Origin of the sequence: Methylosinus sp. H3A, assembly GCF_015709455.1 — a bacterium.
Taxonomy (GTDB): domain Bacteria; phylum Pseudomonadota; class Alphaproteobacteria; order Rhizobiales; family Beijerinckiaceae; genus Methylosinus.
The window spans coordinates 2,030,603-2,054,607 of record NZ_JADNQW010000005.1; the positions used below are offsets into that span (position 1 = coordinate 2,030,603).

The 24,005-nt window shown below is 66.1% G+C and carries 17 protein-coding genes; 4 read left to right on the forward strand and 13 right to left on the reverse strand.

What is annotated here, in order from left to right:
- Positions 1-46: 46 nt before the first annotated feature.
- The 5 genes from IY145_RS12530 to adh form a co-directional block, all read right to left on the reverse strand.
- Positions 47-1,195, reverse strand: a complete 1,149-nt coding sequence (locus IY145_RS12530) for an ABC transporter permease (protein WP_196408519.1) — start codon at positions 1,193-1,195, stop codon at positions 47-49.
- Positions 1,192-2,121, reverse strand: coding sequence for an ABC transporter ATP-binding protein (locus tag IY145_RS12535; protein WP_196408520.1), 930 nt, complete (start codon positions 2,119-2,121; stop codon positions 1,192-1,194). Before IY145_RS12535 ends, IY145_RS12530 begins: the two co-directional genes overlap by 4 nt.
- Positions 2,118-3,098 carry an HlyD family secretion protein gene (locus IY145_RS12540; protein WP_196408521.1) on the reverse strand — a complete coding sequence of 327 codons (981 nt, stop codon included), beginning with the start codon at positions 3,096-3,098 and terminating at the stop codon, positions 2,118-2,120. The genes IY145_RS12535 and IY145_RS12540 overlap by 4 nt, the downstream gene beginning before the upstream one ends.
- Positions 3,099-3,251: 153 nt before the next feature.
- Positions 3,252-3,539, reverse strand: a complete 288-nt coding sequence (locus IY145_RS12545; RefSeq protein WP_196408522.1) for a type II toxin-antitoxin system HicB family antitoxin — start codon at positions 3,537-3,539, stop codon at positions 3,252-3,254.
- Between the two features lie 89 nt (positions 3,540-3,628).
- Positions 3,629-5,146, reverse strand: a complete 1,518-nt coding sequence (adh, locus tag IY145_RS12550) for an aldehyde dehydrogenase (protein WP_196408523.1) — start codon at positions 5,144-5,146, stop codon at positions 3,629-3,631.
- A 431-nt stretch (positions 5,147-5,577) separates the two neighbouring features.
- Here adh and IY145_RS12555 point away from each other — a divergent pair, with 431 nt between their 5' ends.
- Positions 5,578-6,255, forward strand: a complete 678-nt coding sequence (locus IY145_RS12555) for a hypothetical protein (protein WP_196408524.1) — start codon at positions 5,578-5,580, stop codon at positions 6,253-6,255.
- A 198-nt stretch (positions 6,256-6,453) separates the two neighbouring features.
- Here IY145_RS12555 and IY145_RS12560 read toward each other — a convergent pair whose 3' ends face one another.
- Positions 6,454-7,431 carry a helix-turn-helix domain-containing protein gene (locus IY145_RS12560; protein ID WP_196408525.1) on the reverse strand — a complete coding sequence of 326 codons (978 nt, stop codon included), beginning with the start codon at positions 7,429-7,431 and terminating at the stop codon, positions 6,454-6,456.
- Between the two features lie 424 nt (positions 7,432-7,855).
- Here IY145_RS12560 and IY145_RS12565 point away from each other — a divergent pair, with 424 nt between their 5' ends.
- Complete coding sequence (locus IY145_RS12565; protein WP_246721995.1) at positions 7,856-8,869, forward strand: DUF2778 domain-containing protein; 1,014 nt, start codon at positions 7,856-7,858, stop codon at positions 8,867-8,869.
- 197 nt (positions 8,870-9,066) lie between these two features.
- Here the strand turns inward: IY145_RS12565 and IY145_RS12570 are convergent, their stop codons facing one another.
- From IY145_RS12570 to addB, 5 genes are all read right to left on the reverse strand, one after another.
- Entirely contained in the window at positions 9,067-9,882 is an 816-nt protein-coding gene (locus IY145_RS12570) for a lipopolysaccharide assembly protein LapB (protein WP_196408527.1), read from the reverse strand.
- Between the two features lie 56 nt (positions 9,883-9,938).
- Positions 9,939-10,718 carry a tetratricopeptide repeat protein gene (locus IY145_RS12575; protein ID WP_196408528.1) on the reverse strand — a complete coding sequence of 260 codons (780 nt, stop codon included), beginning with the start codon at positions 10,716-10,718 and terminating at the stop codon, positions 9,939-9,941.
- A gap of 104 nt (positions 10,719-10,822) precedes the next feature.
- Positions 10,823-14,326 carry a double-strand break repair helicase AddA gene (gene addA / locus IY145_RS12580; protein ID WP_196408529.1) on the reverse strand — a complete coding sequence of 1,168 codons (3,504 nt, stop codon included), beginning with the start codon at positions 14,324-14,326 and terminating at the stop codon, positions 10,823-10,825.
- Positions 14,327-14,369: 43 nt separating this feature from the next.
- Positions 14,370-15,764, reverse strand: coding sequence for an MFS transporter (locus IY145_RS12585; protein WP_196408530.1), 1,395 nt, complete (start codon positions 15,762-15,764; stop codon positions 14,370-14,372).
- Between the two features lie 1,097 nt (positions 15,765-16,861).
- Positions 16,862-19,966 (reverse strand): double-strand break repair protein AddB, encoded by a 3,105-nt coding sequence (addB, locus tag IY145_RS12590; RefSeq protein WP_196408531.1) that lies wholly within the window; start codon positions 19,964-19,966, stop codon positions 16,862-16,864.
- A gap of 259 nt (positions 19,967-20,225) precedes the next feature.
- Between addB and IY145_RS12595 the strand changes: the two genes are divergently transcribed.
- Entirely contained in the window at positions 20,226-21,293 is a 1,068-nt protein-coding gene (locus IY145_RS12595) for a sensor histidine kinase (protein WP_246721996.1), read from the forward strand.
- The gene (locus tag IY145_RS12600; RefSeq protein WP_196408533.1) at positions 21,290-21,979 is read left to right on the forward strand and encodes a response regulator transcription factor; all 690 of its coding nucleotides are present in this window, start codon (positions 21,290-21,292) and stop codon (positions 21,977-21,979) included. Before IY145_RS12595 ends, IY145_RS12600 begins: the two co-directional genes overlap by 4 nt.
- On the opposite strand, the gene fabI is transcribed toward IY145_RS12600, so the two are convergent.
- Both fabI and fabB read right to left on the reverse strand, forming a co-directional pair.
- Positions 21,924-22,745, reverse strand: a complete 822-nt coding sequence (gene fabI / locus IY145_RS12605; RefSeq protein ID WP_196408534.1) for an enoyl-ACP reductase FabI — start codon at positions 22,743-22,745, stop codon at positions 21,924-21,926. The two genes, IY145_RS12600 and fabI, sit on opposite strands and share 56 nt — an antisense overlap.
- 20 nt (positions 22,746-22,765) lie before the next feature.
- The gene (gene fabB, locus IY145_RS12610; protein ID WP_196408535.1) at positions 22,766-23,989 is read right to left on the reverse strand and encodes a beta-ketoacyl-ACP synthase I; all 1,224 of its coding nucleotides are present in this window, start codon (positions 23,987-23,989) and stop codon (positions 22,766-22,768) included.
- Positions 23,990-24,005 lie beyond the last annotated feature (16 nt).

The window sequence follows — 24,005 nt, forward strand, 5'->3', positions numbered from 1 at the left end:
CGCTCATCCTCGCGCGGGCCCATGTCCGGGTCAAGCGCGCCACGCCTCAGTCCAAAGTCTGGCGGAAGCGCATCACCGCGACGCTCATCGCCACCAGGGTGAAGACGCCGAGCGCCAGAGTGTCGGCGGTCAAATCACTGAAGCTCGAGCCTTTCAGCATGATCGAGCGCACGATGCGCAGATAATGGGTGAGCGGCAGCGCCTCGCCGACATATTGCGCCCATTGCGGCATGCCGCGGAAGGGGAAGAAGAAGCCCGAGAGCAGCATATTGGGCAGGAAGAAGAAGAAGGTCATCTGGATCGCCTGCAATTGATTGATGGCGATCGTCGAGAATGTGTAGCCGACCGAGAGATTGGCGGTGATGAACAAAAGCGTCAGCGGGCCGAGCACGAAAAGCGAGCCGACGATCGGCACGCCGAACAGCATTGTCGCGACGACGAGGATGATGCCCATCTGCACGCCGCCGACGACGACATAAGGCGCGATCTTGCCGAGCATGATCTCGGTCGGCCGCACCGGCATGGCGAGCAGCGACTCCATCGTGCCGCGCTCGATCTCGCGCGTCACCGACAGCGCGGTGTAGATCAGCATGGTCATTGTGAGAATCGTGCCGACGAGGCCGGGCACGATATTGCGCCGCGTCTCGCCTGCGGCGTTATAGCGCCGATGCACGCGCACCTCGAAGGGCGCCGGCCCTTGCGCGAGCCGCGCGAGCGGACCCGTCAGCTCACGGTCGAGCGCGCTCGACGCCGCCGCCGTCACCGCCGAGACGGCGCCGCCGGTCGCGGTCGGATCGGTGGCGTCGGCGACCAGCAGCAGCGGCGGCTTCTCGCCGCGGATCACGCGCCGGCCGAAGTCGGGCGGAATCTCGATGACGAATTGCACGCGATTCGAAAGGATCAGCTTCTCCGCATCCGTTTCATCCGTGGCGGCGGCGATGATGTCGAAATAATCGGTCGCGCGCAGCGCGGCGATGAAAGAGCGCGCCAGCGGCCCGTCGTCCTGCACCAGCAGCGCCGTGGCGAGATGCTTGGGATCGGCGTTGATGGCGTAGCCGAAGAGCAAAAGCTGAATGAGCGGAATGCCGACGATCATCGCCAGCGTCACGCGATCGCGGCGCAGCTGGATCAGCTCCTTCACGAACATCGCATAGAGACGCCCGAGCGAGGCGCGCGCCTGCGGCGTCCACATCATCGTCGCGCCTCTATATGCGTCATGAGATCGATGAACACATCCTCGAGCGAGGGCTCGCCGCGCGTCCACTGCTGCGGCGCGCTCTCGCCGAACTCGCGCACGATCTCGGCGAGGCGCGCCGCGTCGCGGCCGGCGACGTGCAGCGCCATGCCGAAGGGCGCGACCATATCGACGCCCTTCGTCGCTTTCAGCTGCGCGGCGAGCGCGCCGAGATCGGGGCCGGTGACGACGTAAGTGGAGAGGCCCGAGCGGGCGACGATCTCGGCGATCGTCCCCTGCGCCAAAAGGCGTCCGTCGGCGATATAGGCGATCTCGTGGCAGCGCTCGGCCTCGTCCATGTAATGGGTGGAGACGAGCACGGTGAGACCTTGCGCCGCGAGTGAATGAATCTCGTCCCAAAAGTCGCGCCGCGCTTTCGGATCGACGCCCGCGGTCGGCTCGTCGAGCAGCAGCAGAGCAGGGCCGGGCAATATGCAGGCCGCGAGAGCGAGCCGCTGCTTCCAGCCGCCGGAGAGCTCTCCGGCGAGCTGCTCGGCGCGCTTCTCCAACCCTAAGCGAATGATCGCCTCGCGAGCCGCCTCGACGGGCCGCGCGAGGCCATAGATGCGCGCGACGAATTCCAGATTCTCGCGGATCGAGAGATCGCCATAGAGAGAGAAACGCTGCGTCATATATCCGACTTGGCGCTTGATCTCGTTCTGCTGCGTGCGAATGTCGTAGCCGAGACAGGAGCCGCGGCCGGAATCGGGCGTCAGCAGGCCGCAGAGCATGCGGATCGTCGTCGTCTTGCCGCTGCCATTGGGGCCGAGGAAGCCGTGAATGCGGCCGCGCTCGACGCGCATGGTGAGATTGTCGACGACCTTGCGGCCGCCGAAGGATTTGGTCAGTCCTTCGGCCTCTATGGCGATCTCGTGAGCGGCGCTCACGGCCCCGCGCTCTCGACCGCAAGGCGCACACGGACCGGTAGACCGAGCGGCAGCAGCCGCGCCTTCTCCTCGAGCCGCGCCTCCACTTTGAAGACGAGCTTGGCGCGCTCCTGATCGCTGAAGATCACCGGCGGCGTATATTCCTCGCGTTGCGCGATGAAGCTGATGCGGCCCCAGAGCCCCTTGTCGCAGCCGTCGCATTCGACGGCGACGCGCGCGCCGAGCCGCGCCTCGACGAGCCGCGCCTGCGGAACATAGAAGCGCACTTTGCGATTCTCCGGGGGCAACAGGGAGAGCGCCGGCTGGCCGGCGACGACCATCTCGCCGGCGCGGAAGAAAATATCCTGCACCACGCCCGCCGCCGGCGCGACGACCTTTTGTCGCGCGATGCGCGTGTCGAGCTGCTCGATCTGCGTACGCGCCATGACGATCGCCGATTGCGCGGCCTCGATCTCCTGATTGCGGCTCGGCATGCGCGCGACCTCGATCTGGCGCTCCGCCTCGGCGAGCGTGGCCTTGTCGCGGTCCCGCGCCATCACCGCCTGATCGAGCGCCGATCTCGGCGCATTGCCATGCGAAGTGAGAATGCGCTTGCGCTCATATTCGGCGGCCGAGAGCGCGAGCGCGGCGCGGGCGCGCTCGACGCCGGCCTGCAGCACGGCGATCTGCTGCGGACGGTTCATGGAGGCGCGCAGGTTTTCGAGCTGCGCCTGCATTTGCGCGAGCCGCGCGGCGGCCTCGGCGCGCTGACGATCGAGCACGGGAGTGGCCATGGAGAAGAGCGGCTCGCCCTCCGCCACCGCTCTGCCGGCCTCGACGTCGAGCCGGGCGAGACGCTCGCCTTCCACGGGGCCGATATAGAGAAGCTCGCCCTCGACATAGCCGAGGAAGGCGCCGGAGCCGTAGGCGTCGCTGCGCAGGCGCCAGAGGCCGAGCGCGAGGGGGATCAGCAAGACGAGCAGGAGCCAGCGTCGCATTTCCGTCCTCGCAACAGCGGACGGAGCGGGCCGGCGCGCCCGATACGCTCGATCCGAACTTCCCCCGAGGTCAGGCTGTTAAGTCGCGCCGGTGACGCGGTCAAGACCCTGCTCTGGGGCGAGCTGTCGCAAGGGGATGGTCGGCGAGGGGAGTTATTGCGCAGCGTCGAGCTGCGGCCGCAGCGGGATCAGCGCCACCATGAACTGCGACAGTTCCGTGGAAATTTCCGGATCGCGCTTCAGATCGACGAGGCTGCGCGGCGCGGGGATCGGCTGGCCGTGCTCGAGCGCCACATCCACCCAGAGCGTCAGCGCCTCGGCGGCGTTGGCCATCGCCTCGTCGAGACTATCGCCCGCGGAGACGCAGCCGGGCAGATCGGGAAACCAGACGCCGACCGCCTTTCCCTCTTCCTCTTCGACAATGGCGATGTAATGGTTCATCGAACTCGTTCAGTCTCTGGGCGCCAGAGCGATTAATTTGAAGGGAGCGGGGCGGCCGCAGGGAGGAGACGGCCGCCCCGGCCGGACGCTCAGAAGAAGCCGAGCTTGTCCGGGCTATAGCTGACCAGCAGATTCTTCGTCTGCTGATAGTGATCCAACATCATGCGATGATTCTCGCGGCCGACGCCCGATTGCTTGTAGCCGCCGAAGGCGGCATGGGCCGGATAGGCGTGATAGCAATTGGTCCACACGCGTCCCGCCTGCACTGCGCGGCCGACGCGATAGGCGCGGTTGATGTCGCGCGTCCACACGCCGGCGCCGAGGCCGAAGATCGTGTCATTGGCGATCGCGACCGCCTCTTCATCCGTGTCGAAGACGGTCACCGATACGACGGGCCCGAAGATTTCCTCCTGGAACACGCGCATCTTATTATTGCCGGTGAGCACTGTGGGCTTCACATAATAGCCGCCTGAGAGATCGCCGCCGAGCTCGGCGCGTCCGCCGCCGATCAAAATTTCCGCGCCCTCCTTCTGGCCGATGTCGAAATAGCCGAGGATCTTCTCCATCTGCTCCTTGGAGGCCTGCGCGCCGATCATCGTGCGCTTGTCGAGCGGATCGCCCTGCACGATGGCGCCGACGCGTTTCACCGCTTTCTCGATGAATTTGTCATAGATGCTCCGCTGCACCAGCGCGCGGCTCGGGCAGGTGCAGACCTCGCCCTGATTGAGCGCGAACATCGCAAAACCTTCGAGCGCTTTGTCGAGGAAAGCGTCGTCCTCGGCCGCCACATCGGCGAAGAATATGTTGGGCGATTTGCCGCCGAGCTCCAATGTCACGGGGATGAGATTGCGCGCGGCATATTCGCCGATGAGCCGTCCCGTGCTGGTCTCGCCGGTGAAGGCGATTTTGGCGATGCGCGTCGAGGAGGCGAGCGGCTTGCCGGCCTCGAGGCCGAAGCCGTTGACGATATTGACGACGCCGGCCGGCAAGACATCGCCGACGATCTCCGCCCATACGAGAATGGAGGCGGGCGTCTGCTCGGCGGGCTTCAGCACGACGCAATTGCCGGCGGCGAGCGCGGGGGCGAGCTTCCATGCCGCCATCAGCAATGGAAAATTCCACGGGATGATCTGGCCGACCACGCCGAGCGGCTCGTGAAAATGATAGGCGACCGTGTCGTGATCGAGCTCCGATATGCCGCCCTCCTGCGCGCGGATCACCGAAGCGAAATAGCGGAAATGATCGATGGCGAGCGGAATGTCGGCGGCGAGCGTCTCGCGGATCGGCTTGCCATTGTCCCAGCTCTCGGCTTCCGCGAGCGCGTCGAGATTTTGCTCCATGCGATCGGCGACGGCGTTGAGAATGCGCGAGCGTTCGCCGACGCTCATGCGGCCCCAGGCGTCCTTGGCGGCGTGGGCCGCGTCGAGCGCGATCTCGATGTCGGATTCGTCGGAGCGCGGAACCTCGCAGAGAATTTGTCCATTGACCGGCGTCGCATTCTCGAAATAGCGGCCGGCGCGCGGGGCGATCCAGCGGCCGCCGATGAAATTCTCATAGCGCACCTTGAACTTCGGTGTGGCGGAACGGAGGAATTCGGGCCTCGTCATGACGTTTCCCCTTGTCTTGTCGAAACGCGCCTTTGCGGCGTCGGGGGAGATCATCCGCCCGCGCGCCGGGCCGCGCCAGAGGGGGAACGCATGAGCGAGCGCAAGGTGTCGCAGATTTGCGACACTCGGCGGCGGACCTGATGTCCCAGCGACAACTCTGGTGCGAATGGCGCGCCGCCGAGCGCGAAGCCGCGCCGTCACCCCACAAAAATTCACATTGTTTTGGTTAGCTCTTCGTCTCTCGACGAGGCTGCTGGCGGAGGCGTCTTCGAAAAACTCCCACATCGAGCCGGGAATTTCCCGAAACGGCCGAACCTCGTCTGCGAGTCATTCTGGAAAATGCCGAATGAGATTTCATCGACGAAATTCATGAGGAGCCGACCATGCCGTTAAATCCAGGCGAAGCCGCAAGGTTGCGGAATCTGTGCAATTTGTTTTTGATCGACGCAGCTTTCACGGAGGACAATCCTCCGGCCGCATTGTCCGTGATGACATGCCTTTATTCCATGCCCGTCATCGATGACCATTTCGAGCGCCGCCGCTTCGGCAATCAGATTTTACAGAGCGCCCACGCTCACTTTGCGCCGTCGGATGGGCCGAAGTCGTCCCAGTTTCTCGCGCGCATATCCGGCCGAGTGATCGAAATTCAAGAGTTCCGTTCCTGGTATGCGGAAATGGCGCGATCCCCCGAAGAACTCATTCGCCTGTATCAGAACATGCAACGCGTCGTCACGGCGCTGAAGTTCATCGGGGTCGGCGCGGGGTCGGGCGCGATCGCCGCCGGAATGAAAGAGGCGCTCAAGGCCAAAGGAGCAACCGAGATGGCCAAAGCCGGGGCCAAGACGACCTTGAGTCGCCTGTCTGGAAAAGGCGCGATATTCGAGGGCGTCGAGGCTCGCTACGGTAAGCTTCCCGTGGGAGGCGGCATAGCGCTGCTCCTGATCATCACCGCAGCTACGGCATTGTATCTTTCGCTGCAGGAGGAGATGCGCAAGATAAAGATTATAATATTGGACAAATTTCAGAATGGACAAATCAGCAATGAGATTTTTGCGAAGGCGTTCACTGAAATAGATCCGAATAGCGTCAAAAAATACTGGGAGATGTGATTTGAAAAAATTAGAAGTCAGCCATAGCACGTTCTATCTGTGCGCAACGGCGTTGAATTTTATCTCATGGGTGCTTCTGTCCGTGTTTACCGACATATCGCTTTTTGTGCTGTTCTTGCCTGTCTTTATTTTCTTTTATGTGCTCGTCCGACTCTGCGCGCTTTATGTATTCGATATAAAATAGAATTTCGACTCGGATTACGACAATCCGAGTCGGCCGAGCTTACGGTGCAGCGTGGCGCGGCTCACGCCCAAGAGCCGCGCCGCCGCCGTCACATTGCCATTGGCGTGGGCGAGCGCGCGGCGGATGGCGCCGCGCTCGGCGTCTTCGAGCGCCGTCTTTTGCTGCTCGGCCTCCGCCTCGGCGGGGCCGGAGAGCAGATCGGCCGCCGCCAGCTGCGCGGCGATGCGGGAGTCGGTGACGCCGAGTTCGAGCCGCGCCGCCCGCGTCGCGCCGATGACGAGATCGTGGCGATCGACAGCGATCAGCGAGGCGGCGTTTCGATCCGCCTGGGGCGAGAGCAGAATTCGCGCCTCGGCGAAGGCGCGGCGGAAGTTCAGCGCCTCGATCGTCCGCGCGGCGTCGACGACCGCGACGGAGAGCAGATTGGTCAGGCCTTCGGCGAGAGTCTCGCGGCAGGAGGACACGTCGAGCGCGGCCGCGAGCCGGCCGAGATGGTCGTAGATCGGCGCGGCCGTGCAGCTCAGCCCAGTGTTGCGCGTGTGAAAATGCTGGTCGCGATGGATCGTCAGAGCGCGCTCCTCGACGAGCGCGGCGCCTATGGCGTTGGTGCCTTGATGCGCCTCGCTCCAGAGCGCGCCGGGCCGCAGCCCCCGTGTGTCGAAGACGGAGGCGTCCGAGGCCGAGCCGCGCCGCTCCAGCGGCACGCCCTGCGCGTCGGCGAGCAGCACGCAGCAGCCCAGATCGCCGATCGCGGCGGCGAGTCGCTCCATGACGCCTTGCGCGACGCGGGCCAGCGGCTCCAGCCGCTCGCGCGCCGCCCGCAATTGCGTCTCGGTGAGAATGTCGGGCGCGCGGGCCGCCTCAGGGTCGAGCCCATGCAGCTCGACACAGCGCCGCCAGGAGGCGGCGACAGCCGATCGCGCCGGCGCGGCCTCGTCCGCGACGACCGAGCGCACGCGGTTCATGTGCGAATTGGCGATCTCTCCGCTCATGCGAAGCTCCTTCGGAAGCAGTGAATATAGAAGGAAAGCGCTTTTGGCGCACGCGTCTTCGCGTCGCGTGGCCGCACATTCGCGCCGGCGAGATTATGCGAAGGTTTTACGGAAATGTTTACTATATTCGGGCGTAATTCCCTCCCGAGGTCGGTGAAGCTCACGTTGATCGCCTTGGAGTCGAACGAAAGCGTTCGACTTGTCGAGCTCGCCAATACTTGCGCTAAAGCTACTTAGAGCGGACAAAAAACCGCCAAATTGTAACTTCAGTTTCTCGAAAATGCCCGGGATCGGAGAGATCAAACCTCGGTCCGGGCGCGTGTGGCGTAGTCGAGAGGCTTCGATAGAAGCGCTTCGACAGAGTGAGTAACGGAAGTCATTCCGAAAGTGGGGGTGGATGAGAAAGAGTCCCGGTGAACGATGCTTGCTCAATTCATTGCTGCGCCGTGAAATTTCTCGCCGTATCCTGACCACGACACTCTTCCTCGCCGGCGCCCTCACCGTGGGCGGCCTCGCGGGTCTGGCGATGCGGAACGCCGAGCGCGCCGCCGAGGCGCCGTCTCCGCCCGTCGCTGCGATCGAGATCGATTCTCCGGCCGAGACCACGGCGTCGACGGCGTCCCCGTCCTTCGCCATTCCCTTCGGCGTGCTCGTCGGCGATCTGCGCGCGCATGCGGCGCCGAAAGCCGTCGTCGCCTCGCTCGAGACGCCGCAGCCTGCGCCCGTCGTGGCGCCGCCGCCCCCGGCCCGCAAGGACGTCGGGCTCGAGCCGGCGACCGCTGCGCGACAAATCGCCGAGGAGGAGGACGAGAGCGCGCCGCTGCCGCCGCCGCGTCCGTCCGAATTCGGCCTGCGGGTCCATGCGCCCATCGTCCCCGCCACGCGCGGCGCGCGCAAAACGGCCTCCGCGCCGGCGCCGGAGGAGGACAGCCGCTCCTTCTTCGAGAAAGTCTTCGGCCCGCTGCAGCCGACCGGCAAGGCGCTCGCCTATGCGGCGCCGGAGACGGGGCTGTTCGACGGCCTGCGCTCCGTGACGCGCAATCCGACTTCCGCCTATGACAATCAAACGGCCGTCTACGACATCAGCGCGCATACGGTCTATCTGCCGGACGGCACGCGTCTCGAGGCGCATTCGGGACTCGGCGACAAATTCGACGATCCGCGCTTCGTGCATGTGCGCATGCATGGCGCGACGCCGCCGCATACCTATGATCTCACCTTCCGCGAGAGCCTCTTCCACGGCGTGCGCGCGATAAGGCTGACGCCGGTCGGCGGCGAGGGCGCGATCTTCGGCCGCGCCGGCCTGCTGGCCCATACTTATATGCTCGGCCCGCGCGGCGACTCCAACGGCTGCATCTCGTTCAGGAACTACGCCGCCTTCCTGCGCGCCTTCGAGCGCGGCGAGGTCAAGCGCCTCGTCGTCGTCTCCAAGCTGTGAGCGCTTTCCGCGCGAACGCCGTCTTCCAGCAGAGGCGGCGACCTCCCGCTCTTGCAGAGGAGGCTCCACGGGAGCCGTCTTAAAAGCGCGAGGGGGAACTCCAGAAGCCCGCGCATGAAATCCCCTAATGCTTCGAGAGGCGGCCTTCGGCTGCTCCTCGACGTGAAGGAAACTTCATTTCGATCGTCGAAAATCCCTTATAATTTCTTCGGCTCGTCGAAGGTGGGGAGATTGCGGCAGCCGATCGCGCCATATTCCTCGACGCGCTTGCGCGCTCCGGAGGTGCCGCGACGAGGCGGGTCGAGCGCGATCCAGGAATACAGCGTAAAAGCCGCATCGCAGGGCTTGCCGACCGCGACATAGGCGTTGGCGAGATCGATGAACAGCTTCTCATTGACCTTGGCGCGATCGTGGAACAGCTCGATCGTCGTTTTATATTCGCTGATCGCCGCGTCATAGCGCTTGGCGGCAAAAAGCGCCCGCGCGCGCAGATAATGAAAATCCGGAAAAATCGGCTGCTCGGAGATCAGCGCATCGGCGATCTTCAAGGCGCTGTCGGCGTCGCCGAGGCGCAGGAACAGCTCGCTCGCGCGGCCCTTCTCCATCGCGCTGTCGGGGCAAGCGGCGGCAAAGCCGCGATAGGCGCGGGCGGCGGCGCGCTCCTCCGCCTCGACAGTCAGCGCCTCGGCCAAAGCGGCGATGGCGCGCTTGTCGCAGGGCTCGCGCAGCAGCTTGGCGAGCGGGGCGGAAATTTTGGGCGAGGCGACGAGGCCGGCCCGCAGCGGCTCCATCTCCAGCCGGTCATAGACGGGCGCATATTCGTCGGCCGGGGTCGGCGCGCCGATCGCGCTCGCCGCCATATAGGCCTCGCGGCGCATGAAGTCGACGAGCTCTGGAACGGTGACGAAGGCCAGCCCGAAAGCGGCCGCGACCGCCACGACAGCGCCGATCCAGACGCGGCTTCTCTCCGGCGAAGGCAGCGGGGCGATGCGGTCCCCGCGATCGATCTGCATGATCCCATTCCTCTCGTCGAATCGAAATCGCGCCGGTTCCGGCGCGCCCGGCCGTTTCAAATTTTGTCGGAGCTTTCAGGCAAATCGAGGCCGGTGCGCCATTGGTCCGCAATTGCGAGTGCTTTGTTTCTTTGGTCCGCAGAAAGCCGTGCGCCCGATCCGTCCTGATTTTGGCGATAGGCGATGTCGTCTTCCCCTTTGGCGCGCGCGATGCGGCCCGCTATCGCGAATAGCGCATGGGCGAGAACCGGATCCTTCTCGACTCCATTGCCGCGGGCGTATTGGACGCCGAGAGCGTTGATCGCCACCGCATGTCCTCGGCGGGCCGCCGTGCGCCGCCATTTTGCGGCCTCCTTCGCGTCTTTGACGACTCCTTGGCCGAGGTCGAAGGCCGTCGCCAGGGCCGCTTGCGCGTCCGCATCGCCATTTTCCGCGCGTTCGCGCAGAATCGCATTGGCCCGGCGATCCCATTCATCGGCTTTCGTCGCATCCACGGGCGCGCCCAGTCCCACACGAAGCAGTTCCGCGACGCGCCTTTGCGCTCTCACGATGTTCTGCTCCGCGGCGCGGGAATACCAGGTGAAAGCCGAGGTCCAATATCGCGCCGCCCTTGCTTCGTCTCTCATTCTCGAGACGCCTGACATCTCATAGACGAGACCGAGGCGCGACTGAGCGGCGGCGTTTCCGCTCTCGGCGACAGGCGTCAGCTCACTGATCGCGCGGGGAAAGTCGCCCGCTTCCAGCGCCGCCTCGCCCTCTGCGACGCCGCCGGAAGCCGCGCTCGCGACCGCAAAAAACAGGATTGCGCAAATGGCGATCAGGGGCGGGAAGCGCATCGGATCGACCTCCTCGAAATGATTATGACTCTATCATCGGCCGATCGCGCGCAGTTTTTCAATCCGGTTCCGCTCGACGAAGCGCGTCGGGCTTTTCCCGTGGCTCACACCTCCCGCAAAATCTCCTCCAGCGCGGCGTCCAGCGCTTCGGGCTCCGGCTCCTCTATCGTCGCGCTCTGGGTGAAGATCAGCGCGCAGCGGACCCGCTTGTCGGGATAGAGCCGCAGCGCCGCGGCGCGATAGACGGCGAGCTGACGCAATTGCGCCGGCGTCGCCGGATGGCGCGGCGCGCCGGTCTTGAAATCGGCGACGATGACGTCTGTTTCCGTCTCGGCGAGCCGGTCGATGCGACCGCAAATGGCGATCTCGCCGCGCGGCCCCTCGAGCCTTGCGACGATCTCCACCTCCGGCGCCGAGCCCGGCCCGAACAAAGGCGCGAGCGAGGCGTGGCCGATGACGCCGAGCACGGCGGAGACGAGCCGCTGGCGCTCCGCCGCATCGAGCGGCGCGCCGCGCAGCTCCAGAAAGCGCAGCGCCGCCTCGACGCGCCGCTCCGGCGGCGTGTCCGGCAGGCGTTGCAGCAGCGCATGGGTGAGCCGTCCGACGAGCAGCCGCTCGCGGTCGCGCCGCGTCGGCGCCGCGGGCTCCTCCTCGGCGGCGAAGGGATCGGCCGCCGCCAGCGCTGTCGCCGGCCGCAATGGCGGCGTCGGCGCGCGCTCGGCCGGGGCGGGCTCGCTCGCATAGGCCGGGACGACGACAGCCGCGGTTCCGCCGACTTCCCCGGCCGTCGTCGCGCCGCGCGCAGGCGCGCCATAGCGCAAAATCTCTTTCGTCTCGTCGAGCGGGTCGGGCGCTCGCTCGCAGGCGGGCTCGAGCGCATTACGAATGGCGTCGTGCCAGCAGCCGGCGCCGCGACCCGCCGGCCCGTGGAAGCCGCCGACATAGAGCCGCTCCTCGGCGCGCGTCAGCGCCACATAGAGCAGCCGGCGATGCTCCTCCCGCGCCGCCTCGCGCAGCGCCTCGCGCGCGCTGGCCACAGCGGGCGGATCGGCGGCCATCGTGGTCGACCAGACCAGCGTCGCGCCATCCTCCTCGCCGAGCCGGAAGATTTTGGGATCGTGCCGGCCGGAGGGGCCGCCGCAAGTGTCCGGCAAAAAGACGATCTTCGCCTCCAGCCCTTTGGAGGCATGCACCGTCATCACGCGCACCGCGTCGCCTGCGGCCTCCATGTCGCGCTTGACGGAGAGCTGCAAGCTCTCGACGCCGGCGAGAAATCCGACGAGGCCCTGCGCCTGCTCGCGCTCGAAGGAGAGGGCGAGGCGCAGGAATTCGTCGATCGCGTCATTGGCCTCCTGGCCGAGCCGCCCGACCAGCTTCTCCCGCCCGCCGCCGGCGCTCAGTATATGGCTGTAGAAGTCGAAGGGCGCGCGGCTGCGCGCTTCTTCCGACCAATGCTCGATCAGCGTCGCCGCCTCTCGGTGCGGCGCCTGCGGAGAAGCGACGAGCGCCGCGATGAGCGCGCCTTCGCGCTTGGGCGCGAGGGCGATGAGGTCGTCGTCGGTGAAGCCGAGGAGCGGCGATTTCAGCAATGTCGCGAGGGTGAGATCATCCTCGCGCAGCAGCGCGACGCGGCCGAGCGCGACTAGGTCCATCACCGCGATGTGGCCGGAGAGATCGAGACGATCGGCGCCGGCGACCGGAATTCCCTCCGCCTTCAGCGCGCGAATGACGCCTTCGAAAAAAGCGTCGCGCTTGCGCACGAGGATCATCACATCGCCGGGCCGCACGGCGCGCATCACGCCTTTGTCCTCGACGCTTTCGCCATTTTGCGGCGCGAGCAGCGCCTTCACCTTGCGCGCGATCTTGCGCGCGAGCCGCGCCGGCGGGCCGGCCTCGTTCACATAGTCGAGCGGCAGCCGCCAATCCTGCGGCGCCTCTGCGCCCGCGGACGCCTCCGGCTCCCAAATTTCGACGAGGCCCGGCACATCGGTCTTCCAGGCCTCGTGCAATGGCGCGGGCTCGTCGCGATCCGCCGCGAGGCCTCGGCGATTCTCCTCCACGGAGAAGACGATATCCACCGCGCCGAGCACTTGCGGCGAGGAGCGGAAGGAGCGCGTCAGCCGCACCGTCTCGAAGCCGAGCTCGGCGTCGCGAAAACGGCGCGCGAAATCGCGGCGCATGGCGTCGAATTTCTCCGGCGCCGCGCCCTGGAAGGAGAAGATCGACTGTTTCTCGTCGCCCACGGCGAAAAAGGTGCGGATGCGCCGTGTGGCGCCGGCGCCGGCGCAAAATTCATCGGCGAGCGCGGCCAATATGTCCCATTGCGCGGCGCTCGTATCCTGCGCCTCGTCGACGAGAATATGATCGATGCGCGAATCGAGCTTGTAGAGCACCCAGGACGGGCTCGAGCTCCGAAACAGCCGGCGCGTGCGCTCGATGAGATCGTCGAAATCGAAGAGGCCGCGATTGCTCTTCATCCGCTCATAGGCGGAGAGAATGGCGTCGCCGATCCGCGCCAGCGCCATGGAGCGATCCAGCGCCGCCGCCGCCTTGCGTTTTTCCGCCAGCGGAACGAGACGATCGCGCTCCTCCTCGAGCCGAGCCAGCAATGCGGGCTGCTGCTTTTGCAGAGCGGCGGAAATTATCTTCTGCTTGCCGAGTCCGCGCGGCTCGCCGTCCTTCTTGAAGAAGACGGCGAGAAATTCTTCGACACATGCGCTGAGCCGATCGCTAGCGCCCCCTCTCCCGCACAGCGGGGGAGGGCCGGGGAGGGGGCCCGCCAACCCTGCCGCGATCATCAATTGCGTCGCGAGCTTCCCATCATTCGCCCCGCCGCCGCGCAGCGCCTGCGCAATTCCATTCCAGTCACGGGGGCCGATCCCGCCCTCGACGATCTCCCGCTCCACATTCTCGAGCGTCTCTCCCTCGCGCAGCCCCAAGCGCTCGCGCAGCAATTCCGCATAATCGCCCGACGACAAATTGCGATGCGCCGCGCGATGGCCGAGCAATTCCGCGATCAGCTCGTCGAAGCCGCCGCCGGAACAAAGACGCGACACCGTCTCCAGCGCCGCGCGCAACTCGCCTTCGTCCAGCACGGCGCGGGCGAGCGTCTGCCGCCGCGCGCGCTCCAGCAATTCGGCGCGCTCGAGATCGTCGAGCACGCGGAACGACGCAGCGACATTGGCCTCGAAGGGAAAGAGATGCAGAATCCTTTCACAAAAGGCGTGGATGGTCTGAATCTTCAGCCCGCCGGGCGTCTCCACCGTGCGCGCGAACAGACGCCGCGCGAAGACGAGTTCCGTGCGAGACGGCTGTGGCGCGCCGGTGGCGAGAATGGCGGCGGTCAGCGCTTCATCGTCGAGCAGCGCCCAGCCGGCGAGAATATCGAAAATGCGCGCCGCCATATTGGCGGCCGCCGCCTTTGTGTAAGTGAGGCACAAAATGCGCGAGGGCGGCGCGCCGGCGAGCAGCAGCCGCACCACGCGCTGCGAGAGAACATGCGTCTTGCCCGAGCCCGCATGCGCCGCGACCCAGGCCGATTGCGCAGGATCGGAAGCGGCGCGTTGCCGCTCCCGCGTGTCCTTGGCGATGGGGCGTCTGTCGCTCATCCAGCTTCCATTCGGAGCGAATTCCGTTCGATCGGAAAGCGCTCTACGGCGATGTCTTCTCGATATTCTCGGCGACCACCTCGTCGATCATGCTGTCGAGATCGGTCGCCTTCGTCTCCTTGGTGAAGATCAGCGCGGTGATCGTCGAGGCGCCGAGCGCAGCGAGATAGAGGCCGACCGATTCCGCTCCGTAATTTTGCGCGATCCATGTCGCCACGAAGGGCGTCAGCGCCGCGCCGAGTATGGAGGCGAGATTATAGGAGACGCCCGAGCCCGTATAGCGCGTGTTGGTGGGAAAGAGCTCCGGCAATATAGCCGACATGGGCCCGAAGGTGAGCCCCATCAGCGACATGCCTAGGCTGAGGAAAACGAGAATGAGCCCGCGATTGGCGCTCTCGCCGGTTCCGATGATATCCTTGGAGAGGAAGAAGCGGAAGGAGAGGCCGAACAGCACGATTGCCGCCGTCACGATCAGCAGCAGCTTGCGGCGTCCGATGCTGTCGGCGAGATGCCCTGAGACCGGGATGAAGCCGGCAAAGAACAGCACCGAAATGAGCTGCAGCACGAGAAAATCGCGATAGCCTATGCCGAGATTGCCGAGCGCGACCTTGCCTATGCCATAGGACAGAATCCACGTCGTCATCAGATAGAAGAGACCATAGGTCGCGACCATGATGAATGTGCCGAGCAAAAGCTCTTTCGCATTGTTGCGAAACACATGGGCGAGCGGCGATTTCAATTTCTCGCCGCGCTCCAATGCGCGCGCGAACACCGGCGTCTCATGCAGCTTCAAGCGCACATAGAGGCCGAGCGTGACCAGCAGAATGGAGAGCAGGAAGGGCAGGCGCCAGCCCCAGGCGAGGAAATGCTCGTCGGGCGTCGCGCGCGTCGAATCGAAGGCGAAGAGAATGGTGAGCGTCAGAAAGAATCCATTGGCGAGAATGAAGCCGAATGGCGCGCCGAGCTGTGGCCACATGGCCGCCCAGGCGCGCTTGCCCTTATCGGCGGTCTCTGTGGCGAGCAGAGCGGCGCCCGACCATTCGCCGCCGAGGCCGACGCCCTGGCTGAAGCGGAAAATGGTGAGCAGGACCGGCGCGAACAGGCCGATCTGATGATAGGTCGGCAGAAGCCCGATGGCGAAAGTGGCGAGGCCCATCAGCAGCAGCGAGCCGACCAGCGTCGCTTTTCTCCCGACGCGATCGCCGAAATGGCCGAAGATCACGGAGCCGATCGGCCGCGCGACAAAGGCGACGCCGAATGTCGCCATTGAGGCGAGCAGCGCCGCGCTGCCTGCGCCGGCGGGGAAGAACAAGAGCGGAAACACCGATACGGCGGCGGTGGCGTAGATGTAGAAGTCGAAGAATTCGATCGTCGTGCCGACGAGGCTCGCGAAGATGATGCGATTTCTGTAGCTTTTATCCGACCCTTCGAGAGCCATTTCAAATTCCTCGCCCCTGTCCGAATGCGGTGCGTCGATCCGGCATTTACGAGGATCGAAGGCCGTTTCGGAAACCATACAAGAAATGTAGTTTGACCGCTATCGAAGGCGGTCGCCGTCCCCGGCTCCGATTTTTTGCTTAGCGAGATGTGAATCCTCGGCGGCGCGACGTCGTCCCGAAGCGGGAAGAATGGCACGAGAGGTGGACAAAGCCTGTCCGAATCGGGGGCGCCGAAAATCGGCCGCCGATTCCTTGCCGAAACGTCAAAAAGCGTGGTGAAGGCTTCGCGTCTTCGATGTTCATTCGTCGCTGAGCGCAAAGCGCAGGAAGCCGCGTCGATAGGCTTAGCGGAAAGTGAATCCGCTGCCCGTTTCCGCCGTCCCGAAGTGGGAGCGGCGGTACGAGATGTGGACAAACAGCGTCCGAATCGGGAGCGATGAAAATGGGCCGTCGATTCCTTGCCGAAGCGTCAATCATCATGGTGAACGCTACGTAAACGCCGTGTTTTCGGGGCTCGGCTCGTCACCGCCTTCATAGGCTTAGCGAATTGTGAACCGTCGCCCTCTTCGCGCCGTCCCGAAAGTGGAATTTTGGCACGAGACGCGCACAAACCCCGTCCGAATCGGGAGCGCCGAAAATGGGCCGTCGATTCCTTGCCGAAGCGTCAATCATCATGGTGAACGCTTCGTAAACGCCGTGTCTTCGCGGCTCGGCGCGTCACCGCCTTCATAGGCTTAGCGAGGGGTGAATGACCGGCCTCTTCGCGCCGTCCCGAAAGTGGAATTCTGGCACGAGACGCGCACAAACCCCGTCCGAATCGGGGGCGCCGAAAATGGGCCGTCGATTCCTTGCCGAAGCGTCAATCATCATGGTGAACGCTTCGTAAACGCCGTGTCTTCGCGGCTCGGCGCGTCACCGCCTTCATAGGCTTAGCGAGGGGTGAACGGCCGGCCTCTTCGCGCCGTCCCGAAAGTGGAATTCTGGCACGAGAGGCGCACAAACACCGTCCGAATCGGGAGCGCCGAAAATCGGCGGCCGATTCCTTGCCGAAGCCTCGAGAAATTTGGTGAACGCTTCGTAACTTCATGGCGAAGCGTCACTCCTCCCCGCCGCCGCCGTCGCGGGACCATTCCTTCACCCGCGCGAGATGGTCGTAATCCCCATAGCGCGAGGCGAATTCCACCCAGGGCCGCGAGGGATAGGGCGTTTGCGGATCACGAAACTGATTCAGCAGCACGAAGAGATTGGCGCGATGCTCGGCGACGACTTCGGCGAAGCTCTTGTCCTTGAATTTCAGCCATAGCGTCTCGCCGCCGGTCTTGCCGCCCAGGCGCACATAGGCGGCGCCGTCGACGCGCGGCGCGCCGATCTCGCTGAAAGCGCCGGCCTCGATCATCGCCGCCTCCAAGGTGAGCTGCGGCGAGAAGCCCGCGCCGACCTGCGACGCCGTCGGCGGATTGCCGGTCTTGTAATCGAAGACATGAGCCGCGCCGGAGGCGTCCACTTCTATGCGGTCGGCGACGCAGGAGAGGGTGAACACGCTGCCGTCGGCGAGCGTCAGACGCCAGGCGGCGCCTTTCTCGACGAAGATGTCGCGGGCTTCCGCGCGGCGCTCGCGCTCGAAGGCGAGCGCATGATCGAGCCCGGCCTCTATGCGCGGCCAGTCGAAGGCGAGGAAGGAGGGATCGTCCAAAAATTCGCCGAGCTCCTCGCGCGCGATATCGAGGAGCAGCGCGCGCGCATCCTCGGGCAGCGCACCTTTCGGATGCGCCTCCTGGAATTTCGCCAGCGCCGCATGAACGGCGACGCCGATCTCGCGCGCGCCCTTAGGCGCGCCGAGCGCCGGCAGAGGCGGCAAGCGAAGAATATGCTCGGCGAAGACGGCGTAAGGATCGCGGCGCAATTTTTCGACGCGCGTGACGCTGAGCCGCGCCGGCCGCAGCTCCACGGGCGGGCGCGGCAGCGGGCGCGATATGGCGCGAATCTCCTGCGGGCGATCCAGCGCGGTCGCGAGCGCGCATTTTTCATCGCCGCGCGCCTTGCAGGCGTCGAAGGCGTCGCCGGCGAGCGCGGCCAATCGCGCGATGAGGCGCGAGACCACGGTCGGCGCGCCATCGCGTTTTTTCGCGCGGCTCACCACCACCTCCGCCGCGCCGAAGGCCATGGCGAAATCATGCGCGGTCTGGCCGATGCGGCGCTCCGGCGGCGAGAGGCCCAATTGCCGGCGCATGGCGCGATTGAGAAAAGCGCCGGATTCGGCCTGAGGCGGCCAGATCGTCTCGTCGAGCCCGGCGAGCAGCACGAGATCGGCGTCGAGCAGGCGCGCTTCGAGCAGGCCGAGAATTTTGAGACGCGGATGCGCGCGGCGCGGGCTGGGCGCGCTCGCCTCGAAGGTGAGGCGATCGAAGAAAGAAGCGTAGCCGGCGGCGTCGAAGACGAGCGCGCTGCCGGAGGCCTCCAGAGCGTCGAAGAGCTGGAGAAGCTGCTCGACTCCGTCGCCCGCCGGCTCTTCGCCGGCGATTCTCTCCAGCGCCTGCGCATGGGCGCGCGTGCGCTCGCCGAGGCGCGCCTCGGGCGAAAGCGTGGCGAGGGGCGAAAGGGCGGCGTCGAGCCGGGCGAGGAGATCGTCGATGGCGTCCCAATCCTCTCGCGAAATCCGTTTCAGCGCCGGATGGGCGTGTGTTTCCTCGGCGAGGCGGCGCGCGGGCGCGGCCATTGCGGCGAAGGAGCCGCCGCTCTCGACATTGCGCAGCACGGCGATCTCGACGAGCGGGGCGAGGCGGCCGATCTCGGCGCGCTCGAGGCCGAAGCGCGTCAGCGGATGCGCGAGCAGCGCCGCGGCGTCGATCGCCGAGGCGCCGTCCTCCGCCGTGGCGGCGACGAGCCGCGCCAGAGCGCCGATCGGCGTCGCGCCCAGCGGGCGGCCGGCCGAATCGTCGACCTCTATCCCCCAGCGCGCGAGCTCGGCGCAGACGCGTCGGGCGATGTCGCGATCCGGCGTGATGAGCGCCGCTGTGCGGCCCGGCGTTTCCAGCGCCTCGCGCATGGAAAGGGCGAGGGCCAGCGCCTCCTCGCGCTCGTCCGCCGCCTCGACGAAGGAGACGCCGGCGAGCGCGGCCGGAAAACCAGCCGCCTCGGCGGCGCGGAAGTCGCGCCAATGGTCGGTGCAATCGGCGGGGCGCAGCGCCTCGGCGAGCAGCAGCGTCCGCGCCCGCAGCGCGGGGGGCGCCGAGCCGATCGGGCGCACCTCCTCGCGCGTGACCCCGAGGGTGGAAAGGAGACGCTTCAACAAACTCTGCGGATGGGTGAAGCTCGGCTCCTCGCGCTCGCCGTCGCCATCATCGCCGACCCTGCGCCAGGCGTCCTCGTCGAGCGCCGCGTCGAGGCCGGGCAGGATCACCGCGCCGCGCTCCATTCGCGCGATTGCCGCCAGCAGGCGCGCCGTCGCCGGATGCGCGCCGGTGGAGCCGAGCGCGATCACCGGGCCGCGCGCGCCGCCGCGCTCGAGATGCGCGATCTGCGCCTCGATCAGCGCGGTCTGCCGCGCCGCGCGGTCGATGAGGCCGCGGGCGCCGAGAATATTCGGCCAGTCGTCGAGGGCGATGCGCAGGAAATTGGCGGTGATCGCGAAAAATCGATCATAGGCCTCCTCCGCGAGGCCGGCGAGCGCGCCGGCGCCCAGCTTCTCGATCGCGAATTCGTCGATGAGCCGCGCCAGCTCGCCGGAGAGCGCATAGGCGCTGGCGGGCGAGGGGGCGATCAGCAGCATCTCGCGCGGGTCGTGCTCGACGGCGCCGGTCGGATCGATGGCGACGATCGCATGGCGCAGCGCGCGCGCCCATTGCAGCACCAGCTCGGCCAGGATCAGCCGTCGGTCGAGCTCCTCGATCGCCGGAGCCAGAGCTTCGTCGCCGGAGTCGAGATCGGCGTGGAACAGCGCCGAGGCCTCCTGCTCGTCGAGATCGCCCAGCGGCAATATGCGCGGCAGCAGCGCCGCCGGCGCCTCGATCGCCGTGGAAAATTGCGCAGCCAACGCCCGCGCGGCGCGCTGCGTCGGCACATAGATCGTCGTCGCGGCGAGGGCGAGCGGTCCGCTGTCGCGGGAAAGGCCCGGAATGATCGCGCCGTCCAGCAGAGATCGTGTGAAGGCGCCCAGAAAGGAGGCGCCGGGGGCAATGGAAAAAACGTTGCGCGGCGTCATTTCTTCCTCGGCGGGAGAAAAGAAAGCAGAAGCGGAGCAATTCACATCCGAATTCTGTGCATTGCGCGTGATTGCGAATTGAAACCCGCCAGCAACGGAGAATACTCCGAGGCGGCGACCGTGGCGATGGTTTGACGGCCAGCCGGCTTTTTCGAGAGCGCATAGGTTTCGAGGGAACTCGCCGATGGACCAATCGTCGAGCGATTCGCGCGCCGAGCTCCGGGCTCCCGCGTCGATACGGCCATCGCGGCGGACGGCGATGGCGGCCGAGGATGCGGCGCGTCTCGCCGAGGCGCGGCTCGAGGCGATTCTCGAGTGCGTCACCGACGCAATCTTGTCGATCGACGAAAAGGGCGTCGTGGTCGCCGCCAATGCGGCGGCGGGAACGTTGTTCCGCTGCGCGAGCGAGGCGCTGCTCGGCGTCGGGGCCGCGCTGCTGCTACCGGAGTGCCGCCTCGCGGCCGGGGAGCGGCGGCAAAACGGTCTCGCGCGGCGTCCCGACGACTCGACATTTCCGGCCGCGCTGACGGTCACCGAGACGCGCGGCGCCCGCCTGCGCATCGCCGTCATTCGCGATCTCACCGAGGAGCGCGCCGCCGAGGCGCTGCTCTGCGAATTGCGCTCGGAACTCGCCTATGCGGGGCGGCTCGCCGCCATGGGAGAGCTGGCCGGGGCGCTGGCGCATGAGATCAACCAGCCCTTCTCGGCCATCGCCACCTATGTTCGCACCGCGCGCTGGCTGTTGCAGCGCAAGCCCAAGCAGAGCGCCGAGGTCGAGGATATTCTCGCCAAAGCCGGCGCGCAGGCGATGCGGGCCGGCGACATTGTCCGCCGCTTGCGCGAATTCGTCACCCGCGGCGAATCGGTGAAGACGGTGCAGAGCCTCGCGACGCTCGTCGAAGAGGCGCAATCGCTCGGCGTGGCCGGCGCGCGTCAAGTGGGCGCGCGGGTCGTTGTCGCGGCCCGGGGCGAGAACGACCACGTCCTCGCCGATCGCGTGCAGATTCAGCAGGTCATCGTCAATCTGATGCGCAACGCCGTCGAGGCCATGGATGGCGCGACGCGGCGGGAGCTCTCGCTCTCCACCTCCTCCGCCGACGGCTATGCGCGTCTCGATGTCGCCGACACCGGCCATGGGCTGAAGGACGGCGCGGGCGCGTTGTTCGAGCCCTTCCGCAGCACCAAGGCGACGGGAATGGGCATAGGCCTGTCGATCTCGCGCTCGATCGTCGAAGCGCATGGCGGACGCATATGGGCCGAGCCCAATCCGCAAGGCGGCGCGATCTTCAGCTTCACACTCCCTCTCGCGGAAAGGGCCATTCTATGAGACCAGCGCCGTTCGTGCATCTCGTCGACGATGATCCGGCGATTCGCGACGCCCTGACTCTGATGTTCCGCTCGCGCGGCTTTCGTCCGCGCGCCTATCGCGCGGCGGAGGATTGTCTCGCCGAGGCCGGGCCGGACACGACGGGATGCGTCGTCGCCGACATGCGGCTGCCGGACATGACCGGCGTCGAGCTCACGCGGCGCCTGCGCGCCTCGGGGGCGACGCCGCCCGTGGTGATCATCACCGCTTCCGCGGGCGCCACTCTCGCAGTGGAGGCGATGGCGGCCGGCGCCAGTGATCTTCTGGAAAAGCCTTTCGACGACGAGGCGCTGCTCGCTTCCGTGCGGCGCGCGCTCGCCGCACGGCGCGGCGAGGCGGAGATCGACGCCGAAACGCACGCCATCCTCGCGCGTTTCGGCGCGCTGAGCGAAGAGGAGAGGCGCGTGCTGGCGGGCGTCGCCAAGGGCCGCCCGAGCCGCGATATCGCGCAAGGGCTCGGCCTCGAATTGCGCGCCGTGGAGCTGCATCGCGCCAATATCATGGCCAAGGCCAATATCGGCACGCTGGTCGAGCTGGCGCGGCTCTCGGTGATCGCCGCCAGCGCCAAGGCGGGCGAGGTGACGCGCGAGCCTAATCCGCCGCTGCGGCGCCGCCGTTCAAATCTTCGGGGCGCGGCTGCAGCATGATGTTGTAGCCGGCGTCGACGAGATGAATCTCGCCAGTCACGCCGCCCGACAGCTCCGACAGGAAATAGAGCGCCGAGCCGCCGATCTCGTCCAGAGTGATCATGCGGCGCAAAGGCGCATGCGCCTTTTGGAATGCGCCCATCGCCCGCGCGCCGGTGATGCCGGCGCCGGCCATGGTGCGAACGGGCCCGGGCGAGATGGCGTTCACGCGAATGCCGCGTGCGCCATAATCGGCCGCCAGATAGCGCACTGAGGAATCGAGCGCCGCTTTGGCCACGCCCATCACATTATAGTTCGGCATCACATGCGTGCCGCCGCCGAAGGAGACGGTGAGCATCGTCCCGCCGTTCTTCATCAGCGCCGCGGCGCGCTTGGCCACCTCGGTGAAGGAGAAGCAGGAGATGACGAGCGTGCGGATGAAATTCTCGCGCGAGGTGTCGGCGTAGAGCCCCTTGAGTTCGCTCTTGTCCGAATAGCCGACGGAATGGACGACAAAATCGAGCTCGCCCCATTGCTCGGCGAGGCGCGCGAAGACGGCGTCGACGGAAGCGATGTCTTCCACGTCGCAGGGAATCACCAGATCGGAGCCGAGCTCCTGGGCGATCGGCCGGACTCGTTTGCCGAGCGCCTCGCCCTGATAGGTGAAGGCGAGCGAGGCGCCGTGCTGCGCCAGCGTTCTGGCTATGCCATAGGCGATGGAATGATCATTCGCGACTCCCATGACAAGGCCGCGTTTGCCCTGCATGAGGCCCGTTGAAACCGTCATGTCGTGATGGTCCTATCTCGTCAGGCGTCGGGGTGCTTGAACACCAGCGACGCATTGGTGCCGCCGAAACCGAAGGAATTGGAGAGCACGGCGCGCAGAGCGACATTGTCGCGCCGCTGGCGCAGGATCGGCATATCGGCGAATTCCGGATCCAGCTCTTCTATGTTCGCGCTCTCGCAGATGAAGCCGTTCTGCATCATGAGCAGCGAATAGATCGCCTCCTGCACGCCGGTCGCGCCGAGCGAATGGCCGGTGAGCGATTTCGTCGCCGAGATCGGCGGGCATTTGTCGCCGCGGCCGAACACTTCGCGAATCGCCTCGATCTCCTTGAGATCGCCGACCGGAGTCGAGGTGGCGTGCGGATTGATATAGTCGATCGGCGCCTTCACGCCGGCGAGCGCCTGGCGCATGCAACGAATGGCGCCCTCGCCGGAGGGCTGCACCATGTCGTAGCCGTCCGAGGTCGCGCCATAGCCGGCGAGCTCGGCGTAGATTTTCGCGCCGCGCGCCTTGGCCCGCTCATATTCCTCCAGCACCAGCACGCCGGCGCCGCCGCCGATGACGAAGCCGTCGCGGTTCTTGTCATAGGCGCGCGAGGCGGTCGTCGGCCGGTCGTTATAGGAGGAGGACATGGCGCCCATGGCGTCGAACAGCACGGAGAGCTCCCATTCGAGCTCCTCGCAGCCGCCGGCGAACATCACATCCTGCTTGCCCCATTGAATCTGCTCATAGGCTGCGCCGATGCAATGATTGGAGGTCGCGCAGGCCGAGGAGATCGAATAGTTCACGCCCTTGATCTTGAACCAGGTGGCCAGCGTCGCGGAGGCGGTGGAGGACATGGCCTTGGGCACGGCGAAGGGGCCGACGCGCTTGGGCCCTTTGGTGCGGGCGATATCGGCCGATTCGACGACGACCTTGGTCGACGGGCCGCCCGAGCCCATGATGATGCCGGTGCGCTCATTGGAGATTTCATCCGGCGCGAGGCCGGAGTCGAGGATCGCCTGATCCATGGCGACATGATTCCAAGCCGTGCCCATGGCGTGGAAGCGCATGGCTCTGCGGTCGACGAGCGTCGAGGGGTCGAGCGTCGGCGCGCCATGCACCTGGCAGCGGAAGCCGAGCTCGGCGTATTTGTCCGCCTTGACGACGCCGGACTTCGCCTCATGCAGCGAGGAGACCACTTCCTGTGTATTATTGCCGATGGACGACACGATGCCCATGCCGGTCACGACCACTCGTCTCATGTCTAAGCTCCCTCGC